Source organism: Streptomyces sp. NPDC057939 (assembly GCF_042887545.1).
Classification (GTDB): domain Bacteria; phylum Actinomycetota; class Actinomycetes; order Streptomycetales; family Streptomycetaceae; genus Streptomyces.
Map to the genome: position 1 here is coordinate 88,148 of NZ_JBHVPG010000025.1, position 17,055 is coordinate 105,202.

Here is a 17,055-nt window from a genome sequence, read left to right on the forward strand (position 1 = left end):
CATGCGCCTGATGTTCCGCACCCGCGTGGAGGGCATCGAGAACATTCCGGGCACCGGTGCGGTGATCCTGGCGGGCAACCACCTCACCTTCATCGACTCGATGATCCTCCCGCTGGTCTGCGACCGCACGGTCCACTTCATCGGCAAGGACGAGTACGTGACGGGCAAGGGCCTCAAGGGCCGGCTCATGGCCTGGTTCTTCACCGGCGCCGGCATGATCCCCGTCGACCGTGACGGTGCGAACGGCGGGGTCGCGGCCCTGATGACCGGTCGACGCATCCTCGACGAGGGCAAGATCTTCGGCATCTACCCCGAGGGCACCCGCTCCCCCGACGGCCGCCTGTACCGGGGCCGCACCGGCATCGCCCGCCTGACCCTGATGACCGGCGCGCCCGTGGTCCCCTTCGCGATGATCGGCACCGACAAGCTCCAGCCCGGCGGCGCGGGCATGCCCCGTCCGGGCCGGGTCACCGTCCGATTCGGCGAGCCGATGGAGTTCTCCCGGTACGAGGGCATGGACCGCGACCGCTACGTGCTGCGCGCCGTCACCGACTCGGTGATGGCCGAGGTCATGCGCCTGTCGGGCCAGGAGTACGTGGACATGTACGCCACCAAGGCGAAGGCCGCCTGACGCCCGTTCACTGGCGTTGGAGGGACCGGCTGACGCCCGCCGCCGTCGTGGTGGCGAGGATCCAGCCGGTCACGATGAGCAGGTACGACAGCCACTGGTACCAGCCGCCCGGCGCGTACGCCGACTCCTGGCCGAAGCCGACGATCGGCACCATCAGGTCGATCGTGTAGAAGACCGCGTTGAAGTCGGGGGCCTCCCCCGGCTTCAGTGCCCTCGGCGGGTGCGTCGCGTAGGCGACGGCCCCGGTCAGCAGCAGCGCCGCCAGCCAGCCCGCCGCCCGCAGCGGCCGGAAGCCGTAGCCGACGGTGACGTCCTGGAGCAGCCCCCACAGTCGCGCGGGCCGGGGCAGGGTGCGCCGGTGCCGGCGTAGCTTGGCGAGCTGCACGGTCCGGGCCGCCGTCTCGTCGCCGACCGTACGGTAGGCCCCCGCGAGCTGTTCGTAGGCGTACGGGAGGTAGCCCGACTCCTCCCGTTCCAGGGCGGGCAGGCGTTCCGCGGCGGGCAGGTGCGGGGCGAGGGTGCGGTAGGTGAGGCCGTCGAGGCGCAGGCACTGCGGCCAGGTCCCGGGCGATACGTGCAGCAGGTCGAACTGGGAGCGGCGCAGGTTCACGGTGCCCTGGATCCGCTCGCAGCGCCGCAACCACACCTCGCCGATCACGCAGCTGGAGGCCCGCAGGGCGGTGCCGTCGGGGTTCACGAAGGAAGCCTGAGCGAAGTAGAGCTGGCCCGGTATGCGGGCGCCCGTGAGGTTGACCATGCCGCGGGCCTCCATCCGCGCGGCCCGCAGGTCCGTACCGACGGCGAGCGTCTCGGCGTGCAGGGCGGTCCGGCCGGGGGCCAGGAGGCGCGCGTCGTCCAGGTTGACCAGCCCGCCGACGGTGGTTCCGTTGAGACGGGTCTCGCCGTGAACGGTGGCTCCGACAGCGATGACGTCGGTGCCTATCTCGGCGTGGTTCACCTGGAGCGGCGCTTCCGCGGCCTCCTCCGGGTCGCCCTCGCCCGGCAGGACGCCGATGACCGAACGCGACAGGAACAGGCCGCCGGCCATGCGGGCCCCGGAGAGCCGGACCGGTCCGGTGAGGCGGCAGCCGGACAGTTTGAGCGCGACGTCGAAGCGGGCCAGGCCGGCGGTCAGGCCGGGGAGGGTGGAGTCGTTGACGACGAAGGACCTGAGCTGGGCCCCGTAGAGCACGGGCCGGAGTTCGAACCAGCAGGCGCGCAGCCGGACGGGGTGGTCGACGACGGCGTACTTGAGGTTCAGCGGGCCGGTGATCCGGGCGCCCTTGAGGTTGAGTCCGGGGACCCGGCCCTCGACGCGGGGGCCGTCCAGCAGCAGGGCGGTGAGCACTTCGGCGCGTACGGTCCGCTCGGGGCCCCAGGTCGCCCCGCCGGCTCCGGTCTCGTCGGGATCCGTCCGGAAATCGACGCGAACGCCGCGCGGGAAGGCTTCCCATACGCGGCGTTCGGCCGGGGTCAGGTCGTTGATCTCCATCGCGGGGATGGTGTCCCGCCGCTCCGCGCACTGTCAACCACGGTCCGGGCGGCTCCCTTTGGCGTGCGGACGGCGGGTCAGTGCTCCAGGCCGTCCTGGAGCTTCTGGCCCCTGAGGAGGAACCAGGCGGCCGCGGCGGTGGCCAGGAGGACGGCCGCGCCGACGCCGGAGGCGAGCCGCAGGCCGTCGACGAAGGCCTCCTGGGCGGATCCGACCATCTGCGAGGCGGTCAGCGGGTCCAGGGCCTTCGCGGCCTCCACCGCGCCGCCCAGCGATTCGTGCGCGGCGTCGGCGACGGGGGCGGGGACGCCGGCCGGGGCGGTGAAGCTCTGGTAGACGCCGGTCACGATGGAGCCGAGCAGGGCGATGCCGAGCGCGGCGCCGAGTTCGTACGCGGTCTCGGAGACGGCCGAGGCGGATCCGGCCTGCTCCTTGGGGACGCTGGAGAGGATCACGTCGGCGGTGACGGTGAAGGAGAAGCCCGCGCCGAGGCCGACGACGAGCAGGGCCGCGCCGAGCAGCGGGTAGCCGGTCTCCTTGTGGATCACGGTGAGCGCGGCCAGGGCCAGACCTATGGCGGCGAGGCCGCCCGCGACGATGCCCCGTACCGAGTACTTGCGGGCGTAGCGGCCGGCGACGAGACCGGTGACGACCGCGCCGATCGCGGCGGGCAGTTCGGCCAGGCCCGCCTCCAGGGGGTCCCGGCCCTGCACGAGCTGGAGGAACTGGGAGAGGAAGAAGACCAGGCCGGAGAGGCCGAAGACGGTGAGGAGGTCGGCGAGGACCGCGCCGGAGAACCCGCGGTGCTTGAAGAGCCGCATGTCGAGGAGCGGGGACGGCAGGGTGAACTGGCGTCGGACGAAGGCGTACAGGCATCCGGCGCCGATGACGGCGGCGGCCCACACGCCCCAGGTGAGGCCGTGGGTGGCGACTTCCTTGACGGCGTAGACGACGCCGATGATGCCGACGAGCGACAGGGCGACGCTGACCAGGTCCCAGGGGCCGGCCACGGGGTTCTTGGATTCGGGCAGGAGCTTGATGCCGACGAGCACCAGTGCGATCATGACCGGCAGGTTGATCAGGAAGACCGAGCCCCACCAGAAGTGCTGGAGCAGGGCTCCGCCGACGACCGGTCCGACGGCCGCGCCCGCCGAGGCGGTGGCGCCCCAGATGCCGATGGCGAGGCTGCGCTCCTTCGGGTCGTGGAAGATGTTGCGGATCAGCGCGAGGGTGGACGGCATCAGGGTGGCGCCGGCGACGCCGAGCAGGGCCCGGGCGACGATCATCATCTCGGGGCTCGTCGCGTAGGCGTTGAGGACCGAGACGGCGCCGAAGGCGGTGGCGCCGACGAGCAGCAGTTTCTTGCGTCCGATGCGGTCGCCGAGGGAGCCCATGGAGACGAGCAGTCCGGCGATCACGAACGAGTAGATGTCGCCGATCCACAGCAGCTGCGTGCCGGACGGCTTGAGGTCCTCGCTCAGGGCAGGGGTGGCGAGGCCGAGTACGGTGGCGTCCACCGCGACCAGCAGCACGGCCAGGACGAGCACGGAGAGTGCGAGCCATCGTCCGCGGCCCGCGCCCTCCGCTCCGGTCCGCCGGTTCAGCTGTTCGGTACGGCTCATCACTCCACACTCCGTCGTGCGCCACCGAGCAGCAACTCGATGATCATGTACTGGAAGTCCTTGGCCGCGACCCGGCCGTCCATGACGGCCCAGGCGCAGGCGCCGATGAGGCCGTAGAGGGCCTCCGTCAGCCAGGCGGTGCTCAGGTCGATCCTGATGTCGCCCTCCTGCTGCCCTCGCCGGAAGAGCGCGCTGACGCGGGCGTCGAGGCGGGCCCAGCCCTCGTTGACCTGGTCGCCCTCGAAGAGCTGGTTCTCGGTGACGAGGAAGGCCAGCAGCTGGGCGTTCGGTTCGGCCTCGGCGACCAGGCGCCGCAGCGCGTCCACCGCCGTGCCCTCTTCGAGGCGGGCGTTGTCGAAGGCGACCTCGAACTCGCGGATGCCGAGTTCCTCCAGGGCCCGTACGAGGGCGTCCCGGCCGGCGAAGTGCCGGTGGAGGGTCGCGCGGCCGATTCCGGCGGCGCGGGCGACCTCGTCCATCGTGGCGGTCGATTTGCGGGAAAGCAGGGCGGCCGCAGAGCGGAGCACCTGGTCACGATCCATGGCCATGAGACGAGCATAACCCGAATGAGACGTTCTTGTCTCATTCGATCGATGGGTGAACCCGAAAATGAGCTGCCGGAGCCGGTGGCCGAAAGGAATTCTTGCGCGATGAAGCCGATGAAGCCGCTGCTGCTGATCGATGTCGACGGCCCGCTGAACCCGTACGCGGCCAAGGCACAACGCCGCCCCGAGGGCTACACCACGCACCGGATGCGCCCCACGGGCTGGCGGGAGTCCGAGAGCGCCGAGCCGCTGAGGGTCTGGCTGAACCACGACCACGGAGCGGAGCTGCTCGCGCTGGCGGAGTCGTACGAACTGGTCTGGGCGACGACCTGGAAGGACGAGGCCAACGACTGGATAGGCCCGCACCTGGGACTGCCCCGACTGCCGTTCATCGACTGGCCGCAGATGCACGGCCGGGCGCCGCGCGGCACGTTCTGGAAGACGCAGTACGTCCTGGAGTACGCGGGCGGGCGGGAGTTCGCCTGGATCGACGACGACATCGGCGACGCGGACCGGGAGTACGTCGAGACGCGCCACCCGGCGCACGCGCTGCTGATGCGGATCGACGAGCGGTTCGGCCTGCTGCGGGAGGACTTCGACGCCCTGGCCGCCTGGGCCGGGAACGGGTCCTGATCCCGGGCCCCGACACGGGAGGGGCGGGTGGGATCCCGGTCGGCTCCCACCCGCCCCTCCCGGCACGGGTCCCCCGGGGGGACCTACTGCTTGTGGATCGCCCAGGCGTGCTGGATGACCAGGTCCGCCTTCAGCTCGGTGAGCTGGACGGCGACGGCCGACGGAGCGGTGCCGCCCCGGCCGTTGCGGGAGGCGAGCGCGCCCTTCACGTTCAGGACGGTCCGGACCTCGGGGGTGAGGTGCTCCGAGATCTTGGCGAACTGGTCGTCGGTGAGCTGGTCGAGCTCGATGCCCTCGCCCTCGCAGACCTTGACGCACTCACCGGCCACCTCGTGCGCCACCCGGAACGGGACGCCCTGCTTGACCAGCCATTCCGCGATGTCGGTCGCGAGGGAGAAGCCGGCCGGAGCCAGTTCCTCCATCCGCTCCCGGTTGACCGTGAGCGTCGCCATCATGCCGGTGAAGGCGGGCAGCAGGACCTCCAGGGTGTCGCAGGAGTCGAAGACCGGCTCCTTGTCCTCCTGGAGGTCACGGTTGTAGGCCAGCGGCAGCGCCTTGAGCGTCGCGAGCAGGCCGGTGAGGTTGCCGATGAGGCGGCCCGACTTGCCGCGCGCCAGCTCCGCGATGTCGGGGTTCTTCTTCTGCGGCATGATCGACGAGCCGGTGGAGAAGGCGTCGTGGAGCGTGACGAAGGAGAACTCCTTCGTGTTCCAGAGGATGATCTCCTCGGCGATCCGGGACAGGTTGATCCCGATCATCGCGGTCACGAAGGCGAACTCGGCGACGAAGTCGCGGGAAGCCGTGCCGTCGATCGAGTTGCCGACCGAACCCCGCTCGAAGCCCAGGTCGGCGGCCACCTGCTCCGGGTCCAGGCCCAGCGAGGAACCGGCCAGCGCGCCCGACCCGTACGGGGAGACGGCGGTGCGGGTGTCCCACTGCCGCAGCCGCTCGGCGTCCCGGGACAGGGGCTGCACGTGGGCCAGCACGTGGTGGGCGAAGAGCACCGGCTGCGCGTGCTGGAGGTGCGTGCGGCCCGGCATCGCCACGTCCGGGTGCGCCTCGGCGAGGCCGATCAGCGCGTCCTGGAGGTCGGCGATCAGCCCGCCGATGATCCGCGCGTGGTCGCGCAGGTACATCCGGAAGAGGGTGGCCACCTGGTCGTTGCGCGAACGGCCGGCCCGCAGCTTGCCGCCGAGGTCGGCGCCGAGCCGCTCCAGCAGGCCCCGCTCCAGGGCGGTGTGGACGTCCTCGTCGGCGACGGTGCCCACGAAGGAGCCGTCGGCGACGTCGGCTTCGAGGCGGTCCAGCCCGGCCGTCATGCGGTCGAGTTCCTCGGAGGTGAGCAGGCCCGCCTTGTGCAGGACGCGGGCGTGGGCGCGCGAGCCGGCGATGTCGTACGGGGCGAGGCGCCAGTCGAAGTGGACCGACGCGGAAAGCTTCGCGAGGGCCTCGGAAGGGCCGTCGGCGAACCGGCCGCCCCAGAGCCGGACGTCACCGTTGTTGCTGCTCACAGCTACTGCTCCTCATGAGGGTGGTGGTGCGACGGCCTCCCCGTCGCGGAGGTGCGGGGAGACCGTCTCGTACTGCGTGGTGAGAACGACCGGGATCAGGCGAGGTCGCGGCGTGCGGCGATCTTCGAGGAGAGACCGAAGATCTCGATGAACCCCTGGGCCTTGGACTGGTCGAAGGTGTCGCCCGAGTCGTAGGTCGCGAGGTTGAAGTCGTACAGGGACTCGTCCGACCTGCGGCCGGTGACGACGGCCCGACCTCCGTGCAGGGTCATCCGTACGTCGCCCGTGACGTGCCGGTTGGCCTCGTCGACGAAGCCGTCCAAGGCCCGCTTGAGCGGGGAGAACCACAGGCCGTCGTAGACCAGTTCGCCCCAGCGCTGCTCGACCTGCCGCTTGTAGCGGGCCAGCTCGCGCTCGACGGTGACGTTCTCCAGCTCCTGGTGGGCGGTGATCAGCGCGATCGCGCCCGGGGCCTCGTACACCTCGCGGGACTTGATGCCGACGAGACGGTCCTCGACGATGTCGATCCGCCCGACGCCCTGGGCCCCGGCCCGCTCGTTGAGCTGCTGGATGGCCTGCAGGACGGTGACGGGCCGGCCGTCGAGGGCGACCGGGACGCCCTCCTCGAAGGAGATGACGACCTCGTCCGCCTCGCGGGGCAGCGCCGGGTTCGCCGTGTACTCGTAGACGTCCTCGATCGGGGCGTTCCAGATGTCCTCCAGGAAGCCCGTCTCCACTGCCCGCCCGAAGACGTTCTGGTCGATCGAGTACGGGGACTTCTTGGAGGTCGCGATCGGGAGTCCCGCCCGCTCGGCGAAGGCGATCGCCTTGTCGCGGGTCATGGCGTAGTCGCGGACCGGGGCGATGCAGGTGAGGTCGGGGCCGAGGGCGGCGATGCCGGCCTCGAAGCGGACCTGGTCGTTGCCCTTGCCGGTGCAGCCGTGGGCGACGGTGCTCGCGCCGTGCTTGCGGGCGGCGGCGACCAGGTGCTTGACGATGGCGGGCCGCGACAGGGCCGAGACCAGCGGGTACCGGTCCATGTACAGGGCGTTCGCCTTGATCGCCGGGAGGCAGTACTCGTCGGCGAACTCGTCCCTGGCGTCCGCGACCTCGGCCTCGACCGCGCCGCAGGCGAGGGCCCGCTTGCGGATGACGTCCAGGTCCTCGCCGCCCTGACCGACGTCCACCGCGACGGCGATGACTTCGGCGCCCGTCTCCTCGGCGATCCAGCCGATGGCGACGGAGGTGTCCAGTCCGCCCGAGTAGGCGAGTACGACGCGCTCGGTCACGGCTACCTCCTTGCGGTGCGTAGATGTCGGAAGCGTTGGGTCCGGCATGGTTCATCCGACGACAGGCATAACTATGCACTGCTCCGTATGTTTCGTCAATCGAGGGGATATCCTGAGGTCAGCCCCTACGTGATGGACCTAGGCTGCGCCCATGCAGCCACTCCCACCCCTCGGCCCCACCCGGTTCCGCTCCCCTGCGGAGCGTCTCCTCCACGGCCTGGACCCCGCGCGGTGCCTCGACGGGGACGGCCCGCAGGCGTGGCGGCGGCTGGAGCGGGAGGTCCGGTGCGCCACGGGCCGGGAGCACGAAGGCGACACCGTCGAGGTGGGCGGGCATTCGTTCCCCGACAGCGAGGTGGCCGACCGGTCCACCGCCCCGCACCGGGGGAAGTGGCACCGCCTGGCCCGGAGCGCCGAGCCCCCGACCGACGCCGAACTCGCCCTCGGGCTGTGTCACGACGATCCACGGGTACGGAAGGCCGCCCTCGGGCACGCGGCGGGACGGAACGGCCTGCTGCCGCTGCTGGTGAGCCGGTGCGCCGACGCCGACCGGGCCGTACGGAAGGCCGCGCGGGCCGTCCTGGCCGGGGCCCTGCCGGCGGTCGGCGACCGGACCGTACACGATCTGGTCCCGCTCGCCGTGCTCGTACGTCCCCTCCGCCACGGCGCCGGGGCCTGGGACCTGCTCCTGGAGCGACTGGGCTCCGTGCCCGCCGGGATCCTCTCGGAGCTGGCCGACGACGCCGACCCCGAGGTCCGCCACGCCGCGGTCAAGGCCGCCCTGCACCACGGCACGTTCCCGCCGGACCGGGTCGCCGCCATCGTCACCGACGACCCCGCACCGGGGATCGCCCTCACGGCGCTGCGCCGCGGCGGTCTGCCCGCCGAGCGGGTGGCCGGGTTCGTACTGCCCGGCCGCTCCCCCGAGATCCGGCGCGAGTCCCTCGCACTGGCGCTGCGCGCCGGGGCCCTGACGCCCGCCCGGCTCGCGGGGATCGCCGCGGAGAGCCGGGACCCGGTCGTGCGCCGGCGCTGCGAGGAAGCCGTCGCGGACTTCCTCGCGCAGCGCTCCGGTGAGGCGCCGGCCGCCGACCTGCTCGACGCGCTGCTCGCCAACTCCCGCTCCGCCGTACGCGCGCACGCGGTCGGCGCCCTGCGCCGGGCGGGCAGGGCCGATGAACTGCGCACCCACCTGAACGACCCGGCGGCCCGGGTGCGCGGGGCCGCGCGCCACGAGCTGCGGGCGGCCGGCGGCGACCCGACGGCCCACTACCGCGCGGCCTGCGCGGTCGCGACGCCCGCGCCGGCGGCCGTCCTCGGACTGGCCGAGACCGGTGGGGCCCCGGACCTGCCCCGGTTGTGGGAGCTGGCCTGCCATCCGGACGGCCGGATACGCACCGCCGCCCTCTGCGGCCTGCGCCGGCAACGCGCCGCGACACCGGAACAGTTGCTGCCGTTCCTGTGCGACCCGCACGCCCCGGCCCGCCGCGCGGTCCGCTCGGCGGTGCTCCCCCACGCCCGCAGCAGGCCGGCGTCCTGGCTCCTGGACCTGTTCGCGCCGGACCGGCCGGCCTGTGTGCGGATGTCGGCGCCGGCCCTGGTCGAGGAGCGCCCGCTGCTGGTCCGGCGCCGGCTGGCCCGGTCCCTGACCTCCCACCCCGACCACGCGGTCCGCCGCTGGGCCCGGCGGCTGATGCAACAGCGCCCGAAGTGGGACGTGCGCGCCGGCGTCAAAGCAGCCCTGAAGCTCATCGGCGGGCGGGGCGTCCCCCTCGACGAGGCGATCGACACCGAGGACCCCGACGCCTGGGCCGCGTTCGACCTCGGAGTCCGTCTGCTGAGCCACCGCGAGGGTCTGGGCGAACGGGCCGGGACCGCGCTCTGCCACCCGGTCGGCCGAATCCGGGAGGCCGCGGTCCGCGCGGCCGCCGGACGCCCCGAGCTGCTGCCGCTGATCGTCCTGCGCTGCGCGGACTGGGCGCCGCAGGTGCGCGAGGCCGCCCGGTCGGTCCTGCTCACCGAGCTGCGGGACTTCGGCCCGCGGACCCTGCGCACGGCGACGCCCATGGTGACGCACCTGAGCGGCCGGCGCGAAGGCCGCTGGGCGGTCGAGGCGTTCGAGGCGGCGCTGCGCGATCCCGTCCACGCGCGGGTCCGGACCGGGCTGTACCGCCACCACCACCTGCCGACCCGCAGGACGGCCGTACGGATCGGCCTCGAAGCCACCCCGCCCAACGCGGCCGAGCCGGCCCGACGGGCCGCCCGGGAACCCGACGCGGTGCTGCGGCACCTGTGGACGGACGCCGCGCTGGCCGCGATGGCCGCGCACGGCCCCGACGCGGCCGCGCTCGACTCCCTGCTGGGGGCCCGCTCGGGTTCCGTACGGGCCGCCGGCGTCACGGCGCTGCGGGCGGCCGGCCGGGCCGGGGAGGCGGAGCGTCACCTCGCCGACCCGTCCGCGCTGGTCCGCTCCTGCGCCCGCTGGCTGATCGGGCAGCGGGGCGGGCGGGACGGCGACGCCCGCGCCCACTACCTGCGCCGGTGCGCCGGCGCCCCCTCCCCCGGCGCCGTGCTCGGACTGGCGGAATGTGCCCGGCGCGAGGACTCCGGCGTCCTGCTGGGCCTGCTCGACCACCCCGAGGGAGCGGTGCGGGCGGCGGCCGTCGCCGCGCTACGGCTGCTCGGCGGCCCGGGCTCCCGCCCGGAGGTGCTGCGCCCGCTGCTGGACGATCCGGCTCCGGCCGTGGCCCGCGAGGTGACCCTGTCGCTGCTGCCGGTGGCGGGGCTGTTGCCGGCCGACTGGCTGGCCTCCCGTACCGGCCGGGGACGGCCCGCGCACACCCGCCGGGCCGCCGTACGACTGCTGGCCGTCCAGGGGTCGGACGACGGACTGCGCGCGGCCGTGGCCATGCTGGACGATCCCGAGCCGGCGCTGCGGCACGCGGCGCTGCCGCTGCTGCGGCGCTGGGACTGGGGGGCGACGGCGGCGCGGGGCGGACTCGACCGCCGGGAACTGCGGGAGCTGTTCGGGCGGTACACCTCGGACCTCCCCTGGTCCGAGATCCGGCGCCTGAAGGTCGGGGACTGAGGTCGGGGACTGGGGTCGGCGGGCGGGACCGGCTGCGGCGCGAAGTGAAGGTCCCGCTCCCGGCGGCAGGCGGCAGGCCGCAGGCGGCAGGCGGCAGGCGGCAGGCGGCAGGCGGCAGGCGGCAGGCGGCAGGCGGCAGGGGATGTTCGGCGAATCGGGGTTCGACGGCCTGCCTGCGCCGCCGCTCCCCCCTCGCCCCGTACCGTCTGACGGGTGCTGCGTACCGCCCTCGTCACCGGCTCGCTGATCGCCGCCGCCCTGCTCCCGCAGGGCCCGCCGGCCCCCCACGGCCCCCACGGGCCGCAACCGTTGCCCGCCCGCCTCGCCGACACCGGCGGCGGGAGCCAGCTGATCACCGCCGTCGCGCCCGACGCCGGATCCACCACGGGGCTGCTGACCTGGTGGGACCGTCGCGCCGGCCGCTGGTACGAGGCCGGCAGCGCGCCCGCCCGGTTCGGCGCGAAGGGCCTGACCGACGGCGCGACCCGGACCCAGGGCACGAACACCACCCCGACGGGCCTGTACGACCTCCCGTACGCCTTCGGCATCGCGCACGCCCCGGCCGGAACCTCGTACGCCTACCGGCGGGTGACGGACCGTTCGTGGTGGTGCCAGGACAACGCCTCCGGCAGCTACAACCGTTGGGTCGAGCCGCTGCCCGCCGACTGCGCGGCGACCGAGGCCGAGCACCTGGTGACGTACGCAGGACAGTACGCACACGCCCTGGTCGTCGGCTTCAACTACGAGCGGCCGGTGCGGGGTCGGGGCGCGGGCATCTTCCTGCACGTGAACGGCAAGGGCGCCACCGCCGGCTGCGTCTCCGTCCCGGAGGGCGCCATGCGCGCGATCCTCCGCTGGGCCGACCCCCGCCGCGCCCCGCACCTCGCGATCGGTACGGGGTCGGGCCCGTTGGACGTGACGCGGTACTGAGACGCCCGCGGGGGCGTCACGCGGCGCGGGCGCCCCGCCGCGGGCCTCAGCTCTCCTTCTGGGCCAGCCGCAGGAGGTGGTCGGCGAGCGCTTGGCCGCCGGCCGGGTCGCGGCTGATCAGCATCAGCGTGTCATCGCCAGCGATGGTGCCTAGGATCGCCTGGAGTTCGGCCTGGTCGATCGCCGAGGCGAGGAACTGGGCCGCCCCTGGCGGGGTGCGCAGGACCACGAGGTTCGCGGAGGCCTCCGCCGAGATCAGCAGCTCCCCGGAGAGGCGCCGCATCCGTTCCTCCTTCGCCGACTCCCCGAGGGGGGCCTGCGGAGTGCGGAAGCCGCCCTCGCTGGGCACCGCGTAGATCAGCTCGCCGCCGGTGTTGCGGATCTTCACCGCGCCGAGCTCGTCGAGGTCCCGCGAGAGCGTCGCCTGGGTGACGCTCAAACCGTCGTCGGCGAGCAGCTTCGCGAGCTGGCTCTGGGATCGGACCGGCTGCCGGTTGAGGATGTCCACGATCCGGCGGTGCCGGGCGGTACGGGTCTGCGGGACGGACTGGCCGTTCTGCTCGTGTTCCTGCGCGTGACTCATCGTCGTCTCATTCTCCGGATCGTCCCGCTGCGTCGAGGATGCCGGGCAGGGCCCCGAGGAACGCGTCCACCTCGGCCTCGGTGATGACGAACGGCGGCATCAGCCGCACGACGTCGGGGGCGGGCGCGTTGACCAGGAATCCGGCCTCCTGAGCCGCCTGCTGCACCTTCGCTGCGAGCGGCCCGGTCAGCACCATACCCAGCAGCAGGCCGGCGCCGCGGACGTGGGACACCAGTGGGTGGCCCCGACCGTCGAGCAGGCCCTCGATTCCGGAGCGCAGCCGCTCGCCGCGCGCCTTCACCCGGTCGAGCAGTCCGTCGGCGGCGATGGTGTCGATCACGGCGAGGCCGGCCGCGCAGGCGACCGGGTTCCCGCCGAAGGTGGTGCCGTGCTGCCCGGGCTGGAGGAGGCCGGCGCTCTGGCCGAAGGCGACGACGGCACCGATGGGCAGGCCGCCGCCCAGACCCTTCGCGAGCGTGACGAGGTCGGGTTCGACGCCCTCGTGGGCCTGGTGCTCGAACCACTGGCCGCAGCGGCCGATGCCGGTCTGGACCTCGTCGAGCGCGAGGAGCGTTCCGGTGGCCCGGGTGATCTCCCGGGCGGCCGTCAGGTACCCGGCGGGCGGGACGACCACGCCGTTCTCGCCCTGGATCGGTTCGATGAGGACGAGCGCCGTCTCCTCGGTGACGGCGGCCCGCAGGGCCTCCACGTCGCCGTACGGGACGTGCGTGACGTCACCGGGCAGCGGCAGGAAGGGGGTCTGCTTCGCGGGCTGACCGGTGAGCGCGAGCGCGCCCATGGTCCGGCCGTGGAAGCCGCCCGTGGTGGCGACCATGTGGGTGCGCCCGGTGAGCCGGCCGATCTTGAAGACGGCCTCGACGGCCTCGGCTCCGGAGTTGCAGAAGAAAACCCGCCCGTCGCGGCCGAAGAGCTGGAGCAGCCGTTCGCCGAGCGCGAGGACCGGCTCGGAGGCGTACAGGTTGGAGACGTGGCCGAGGGTGGAGACCTGCGCGGTGACCGCCGCGACGACCGCCGGGTGGGCGTGCCCGAGGGCGTTCACCGCGATGCCGCCGACGTAGTCGGTGTACTGCTTGCCGTCGGCGTCCCAGACCTGGGCGCCCTCGCCGCGCACGAGCGCCAGCGCGGGGGTGCCGTAGTTGTTGGTCAGCGCCTGCTGCCAGCGGGCGCCGTAACCCTCGTTGCCCGTTGCCGTCGTCATGCCGTTCCCCCTTGCTGTCCGTGGTGCCGCGCGGGCCGTGCGTCCTGCTGTCCGTCGGGCACGACCATCGTGCCGATTCCCTCGTCGGTGAAGATCTCCAGCAGGATCGAGTGCTGGACGCGCCCGTCGATCACGCGGGCGGTGCCGACGCCGCCGCGGACGGCGTGCAGGCAGCCCTCCATCTTGGGCACCATGCCGCTCGACAGCTCGGGCAGCAGCTTCTCCAGCTCGCTGACGGTGAGCCGGCTGATGACCTCGTCGCTGTTCGGCCAGTCCGCGTAGAGGCCCTCGACGTCGGTGAGGACCATCAGGGTCTCGGCGCCGAGCGCCGCGGCGAGGGCCGCGGCGGCCGTGTCGGCGTTCACGTTGTACACGTGGTGATCGTCCGCGCTGCGCGCGATGGAGGAGATGACGGGGATCCTGCCGTCGGCGAGCAGTGCTTCGATCGCGCCGGTGTCGATCGCGGTGATCTCCCCGACCCGGCCGATGTCGACGAGTTCGCCGTCGATCTCCGGGCTGTGCCGGGTGGCGGTGATGGTGTGGGCGTCCTCGCCGGTCATGCCGACGGCGAGCGGCCCGTGCTGGTTGAGCAGCCCGACCAGCTCGCGCTGGACCTGACCGGCCAGGACCATCCGTACGACGTCCATGGCTTCCGGCGTCGTGACGCGCAGGCCCGCCTTGAACTCGCTGACCAGGCCCTGCTTGTCGAGCTGGGCGTTGATCTGGGGTCCGCCGCCGTGCACGACGACGGGCCGCAGGCCGGCCTGGCGCAGGAAGACGACGTCCGTGGCGAAGGCGGCCTTCAGCTCCTCGTCGATCATGGCGTTGCCGCCGAACTTGATCACGACGATCTTGCCGTTGTGCCGGGTGAGCCAGGGCAGGGCCTCGATGAGGATCTCCGCCTTGGGCAGGGCCGTGTGCTTGCGGGCACTTCCGGTGGCGGCGCTCATGAGGAGTACGCGCTGTTCTCGTGGACGTACTCGGCCGTCAGGTCGTTGGCCCAGATGACGGCGGATTCGCCGCCGGTGGACAGGTCGGCGGTGATGCGGACCTCGCGGTCCTTCATCGAGACCAGGTCGCGGTCCTCGCCGACGGAGCCGTTCCGGCAGACCCAGACGTCGTTGATGGCCACGTTCAGCCGGTCGGGGTCGAAGGCCGCCCCGGTGGTGCCGATGGCGGAGAGCACCCGGCCCCAGTTGGGGTCCTCGCCGTGGATGGCGCACTTGAGCAGGTTGTTGCGTGCGATGGACCGGCCGACCTCGACCGCGTCGCCCTCGGTGGCCGCGCCGATCACCTCGATGCGGATGTCCTTGCTCGACCCCTCCGCGTCGCCGATCAACTGGCGGGCGAGGTCGTCGCAGACGGTCCGTACGGCACGCGCGAAGTCCGCGTACGCCGGGACCACGCCGGAGGCGCCGGAGGCCAGCAGCAGCACGGTGTCGTTGGTCGACATGCAGCCGTCGGAGTCGATCCGGTCGAAGGTGGTGCGGGTCGCGTCGCGCAGGGCCTTGTCCAGGGCGGCGCTGTCGAGGTCCGCGTCGGTGGTGAGCACCACGAGCATGGTGGCCAGGCCCGGGGCGAGCATGCCCGCGCCCTTGGCCATGCCGCCGACGGTCCAGCCGTCCTGGCCGGCGGTGGCCGTCTTGTGGACCGTGTCGGTGGTCTTGATGGCGACGGCCGCGGCCTCGCCGCCTTCGGCGTCGAGGACGGACACGGCCGTGTCGATGCCCGGCAGCAGCTTGTCCATGGGGAGCAGTACGCCGATCAGGCCGGTCGAGGCGACCGCGATCTCACCGGCGTTGAACTCGATGCCGAGCCCCCGGGTGTTCAGGGCTTCGGCCGTCCGCTCCGCGGTGGCGTGGGTGTCCTGGAAGCCCTTGGGGCCGGTGCAGGCGTTGGCGCCGCCGGAGTTGAGGATGACGGCGCTGACGGCGCCGCCGCGCAGGACCTGCTCGGACCAGTGCACGGGCGCGGCCTTGACGCGGTTGGAGGTGAAGACGCCCGCGGCTGCCAGTCGCGGCCCGTGGTTGACCACGAGGGCCAGGTCGGGGTTGCCGTTCGCCTTGATCCCGGCGGCGATGCCCGCCGCCGTGAATCCCTGTGCTGCCGTGACGCTCACTGCATCTCCTTGTTCGTTCCACCGCCGCTGCGGCGGGTGTCGCCGTCGCCCGTCCGGCCCTGCCGGACGGGGCTCACGGGGCGACTCCGATGGCGGAAAGTCCCAGCGCCTCGGGCAGGCCGAGGGCGATGTTCATGCTCTGCACCGCGCCGCCGGCGGTGCCCTTCGTCAGGTTGTCGATCGCGCTGATGGCGACGATCCGTCCGGCGGCCGTGTCGAGGGCGACCTGGATCTGGACGGCGTTGGAGCCGGTGACGGCCTTGGTCGTCGGCCAGCTGCCCTCGGGGAGCAGTCGGACGAACGGCTCGTCGGCGAACGCCTTCTCGTAGGCGGCGCGCAGGGATTCGGCGGTGGTGCCGGGGAGGGCCTTGGCCGAGCAGGTGGCGAGGATGCCGCGCGGCATGGGCACGAGGTTCGGGGTGAAGGAGACGCTGACGCGCTGCCCGGCCAGCGGCGAGAGGTTCTGCACCATCTCGGGGGTGTGCCGGTGCACGCCGCCCACCCCGTAGGGGGTCGCGGTGCCCATCACCTCGGAGCCGAGCAGGTTCGCCTTGAGCGCCTTGCCCGCGCCGGAGGTACCGGTGGCGGCGACGATCACGGCCTCCGGTTCGGCGAGCCCGGCCTGGTAGGCGGGGTACAGGGCGAGGGAGACGGCCGTGGGGAAGCAGCCGGGCACCGCGATGCGCCTGGACCCTTCCAGGGCGGCCCGGCCGCCCGGGAGTTCGGGCAGGCCGTAGGGCCAGGTTCCGGCGTGCGGGGCGCCGTAGAAGGCGTCCCAGTCGGCGGGGTCCTTCAGTCGGTGGTCGGCCCCCATGTCGATGACGAGGACGTCCTCACCCAGCTGGGCGGCGACGGCGGCGGACTGGCCGTGCGGCAGGGCGAGGAACACGACGTCGTGGCCGGCGAGGACCTCGGGGGTGGTCGCCTCCAGGATCCGGTCGGCGAGCGGCGCGAGGTGCGGCTGGAGGAGGCCGAGGGGCTGTCCGGCGTTGGAGTTGCCCGTCAGCGCGCCGATCTGCACCTCGGGGTGCGACAGGAGCAGGCGCAGGACCTCACCGCCCGCGTATCCGCTCGCACCGGCCACCGCTACACGTACCACCATCGGATCCTCCTCATCGATGGCATGACTATACGTAGCCCCGCACTTTTATGCAAAGCCCGTATTCCGCCCGCGCCGGCCGGGTGCGACGGCATCGGGGGCCGCGTCACCGTGCCCGTCGGAGGAGTGGGCGTCGGAGGAGTGGGCGTCGGGGCGCGGACCTCCATTCTCCCGCTCCATCGGCTGCCGGGCAGCCCCGATGCGGTACCTCGCGACGCCCGGGCGGGGCGGAACCCGGCCGGCGACCCGCGCGGGACCGCCCCTCGACCCACGCGGGCCGACGCGGGCCCACCG

14 protein-coding genes are annotated in these 17,055 nt (G+C 73.1%); 4 read left to right on the top strand and 10 right to left on the bottom strand.

The genetic code is table 11. The annotated features are described in order from the left end of the window. Position 1: 1 nt before the first annotated feature. Complete coding sequence (locus ACFVS6_RS25345) at positions 2-631, top strand: lysophospholipid acyltransferase family protein (RefSeq protein ID WP_319192810.1); 630 nt, start codon at positions 2-4, stop codon at positions 629-631. 7 nt (positions 632-638) lie between these two features. Here the strand turns inward: ACFVS6_RS25345 and ACFVS6_RS25350 are convergent, their stop codons facing one another. The 3 genes from ACFVS6_RS25350 to ACFVS6_RS25360 all read right to left on the bottom strand — a co-directional run bounded on the left by ACFVS6_RS25350 (position 639) and on the right by ACFVS6_RS25360 (position 4,293). Then, positions 639-2,123 (bottom strand): membrane-associated oxidoreductase, encoded by a 1,485-nt coding sequence (locus tag ACFVS6_RS25350; protein WP_389707128.1) that lies wholly within the window; start codon positions 2,121-2,123, stop codon positions 639-641. Positions 2,124-2,200: 77 nt separating this feature from the next. Continuing rightward, positions 2,201-3,745: an MFS transporter gene (locus ACFVS6_RS25355; protein WP_389707130.1), complete on the bottom strand. Its 1,545-nt coding sequence runs from the start codon at positions 3,743-3,745 to the stop codon at positions 2,201-2,203. Next, positions 3,745-4,293, bottom strand: coding sequence for a TetR/AcrR family transcriptional regulator (locus ACFVS6_RS25360; protein WP_389707132.1), 549 nt, complete (start codon positions 4,291-4,293; stop codon positions 3,745-3,747). The genes ACFVS6_RS25355 and ACFVS6_RS25360 overlap by 1 nt, the downstream gene beginning before the upstream one ends. Before the next feature lie 111 nt (positions 4,294-4,404). Between ACFVS6_RS25360 and ACFVS6_RS25365 the strand changes: the two genes are divergently transcribed. Then, positions 4,405-4,923, top strand: a complete 519-nt coding sequence (locus tag ACFVS6_RS25365) for an HAD domain-containing protein (protein WP_389707175.1) — start codon at positions 4,405-4,407, stop codon at positions 4,921-4,923. An 83-nt stretch (positions 4,924-5,006) separates the two neighbouring features. Here ACFVS6_RS25365 and argH read toward each other — a convergent pair whose 3' ends face one another. Further along, on the bottom strand, positions 5,007-6,434 hold the full coding sequence (gene argH, locus ACFVS6_RS25370; protein WP_389707134.1) for an argininosuccinate lyase: 1,428 nt from the start codon (positions 6,432-6,434) through the stop codon (positions 5,007-5,009). Between the two features lie 95 nt (positions 6,435-6,529). Continuing rightward, a complete protein-coding gene (locus tag ACFVS6_RS25375) occupies positions 6,530-7,723 on the bottom strand; it encodes an argininosuccinate synthase (RefSeq protein ID WP_389707136.1) in 1,194 nt (397 codons plus the stop codon). Between the two features lie 151 nt (positions 7,724-7,874). Between ACFVS6_RS25375 and ACFVS6_RS25380 the strand changes: the two genes are divergently transcribed. Both ACFVS6_RS25380 and ACFVS6_RS25385 read left to right on the top strand, forming a co-directional pair. Beyond that, positions 7,875-10,811 (top strand): hypothetical protein, encoded by a 2,937-nt coding sequence (locus ACFVS6_RS25380; protein ID WP_389707138.1) that lies wholly within the window; start codon positions 7,875-7,877, stop codon positions 10,809-10,811. A gap of 216 nt (positions 10,812-11,027) precedes the next feature. Continuing rightward, positions 11,028-11,741 (top strand): L,D-transpeptidase, encoded by a 714-nt coding sequence (locus ACFVS6_RS25385; RefSeq protein ID WP_389707177.1) that lies wholly within the window; start codon positions 11,028-11,030, stop codon positions 11,739-11,741. A 46-nt stretch (positions 11,742-11,787) separates the two neighbouring features. Here the strand turns inward: ACFVS6_RS25385 and ACFVS6_RS25390 are convergent, their stop codons facing one another. From ACFVS6_RS25390 to argC, 5 genes are all read right to left on the bottom strand, one after another. Beyond that, complete coding sequence (locus ACFVS6_RS25390; RefSeq protein ID WP_389707140.1) at positions 11,788-12,324, bottom strand: arginine repressor; 537 nt, start codon at positions 12,322-12,324, stop codon at positions 11,788-11,790. 7 nt (positions 12,325-12,331) lie between these two features. After that, on the bottom strand, positions 12,332-13,543 hold the full coding sequence (locus ACFVS6_RS25395; protein WP_389707142.1) for an acetylornithine transaminase: 1,212 nt from the start codon (positions 13,541-13,543) through the stop codon (positions 12,332-12,334). Next, entirely contained in the window at positions 13,540-14,493 is a 954-nt protein-coding gene (argB, locus tag ACFVS6_RS25400; RefSeq protein ID WP_389707144.1) for an acetylglutamate kinase, read from the bottom strand. The genes ACFVS6_RS25395 and argB overlap by 4 nt, the downstream gene beginning before the upstream one ends. Next, positions 14,490-15,662, bottom strand: a complete 1,173-nt coding sequence (gene argJ, locus ACFVS6_RS25405; RefSeq protein ID WP_389707145.1) for a bifunctional glutamate N-acetyltransferase/amino-acid acetyltransferase ArgJ — start codon at positions 15,660-15,662, stop codon at positions 14,490-14,492. Before argJ ends, argB begins: the two co-directional genes overlap by 4 nt. Positions 15,663-15,735: 73 nt before the next feature. Continuing rightward, positions 15,736-16,764: an N-acetyl-gamma-glutamyl-phosphate reductase gene (argC, locus tag ACFVS6_RS25410; RefSeq protein ID WP_389707147.1), complete on the bottom strand. Its 1,029-nt coding sequence runs from the start codon at positions 16,762-16,764 to the stop codon at positions 15,736-15,738. Positions 16,765-17,055 lie beyond the last annotated feature (291 nt).

What these genes read in the sequence shown, in the direction of transcription:
- ACFVS6_RS25345 (WP_319192810.1), top strand. Translation starts at nt 2, where the DNA reads ATGCGCCTGATGTTCCGCACCCGCGTGGAGGGCATCGAGAACATTCCG.
- ACFVS6_RS25350 (WP_389707128.1), bottom strand. Translation starts at nt 2,123, where the DNA reads ATGGAGATCAACGACCTGACCCCGGCCGAACGCCGCGTATGGGAAGCC.
- ACFVS6_RS25355 (WP_389707130.1), bottom strand. Translation starts at nt 3,745, where the DNA reads ATGAGCCGTACCGAACAGCTGAACCGGCGGACCGGAGCGGAGGGCGCG.
- ACFVS6_RS25360 (WP_389707132.1), bottom strand. Translation starts at nt 4,293, where the DNA reads ATGGCCATGGATCGTGACCAGGTGCTCCGCTCTGCGGCCGCCCTGCTT.
- ACFVS6_RS25365 (WP_389707175.1), top strand. Translation starts at nt 4,405, where the DNA reads ATGAAGCCGCTGCTGCTGATCGATGTCGACGGCCCGCTGAACCCGTAC.
- ACFVS6_RS25380 (WP_389707138.1), top strand. Translation starts at nt 7,875, where the DNA reads ATGCAGCCACTCCCACCCCTCGGCCCCACCCGGTTCCGCTCCCCTGCG.
- ACFVS6_RS25390 (WP_389707140.1), bottom strand. Translation starts at nt 12,324, where the DNA reads ATGAGTCACGCGCAGGAACACGAGCAGAACGGCCAGTCCGTCCCGCAG.
- ACFVS6_RS25395 (WP_389707142.1), bottom strand. Translation starts at nt 13,543, where the DNA reads ATGACGACGGCAACGGGCAACGAGGGTTACGGCGCCCGCTGGCAGCAG.
- argB (WP_389707144.1), bottom strand. Translation starts at nt 14,493, where the DNA reads ATGAGCGCCGCCACCGGAAGTGCCCGCAAGCACACGGCCCTGCCCAAG.
- argC (WP_389707147.1), bottom strand. Translation starts at nt 16,764, where the DNA reads ATGGTGGTACGTGTAGCGGTGGCCGGTGCGAGCGGATACGCGGGCGGT.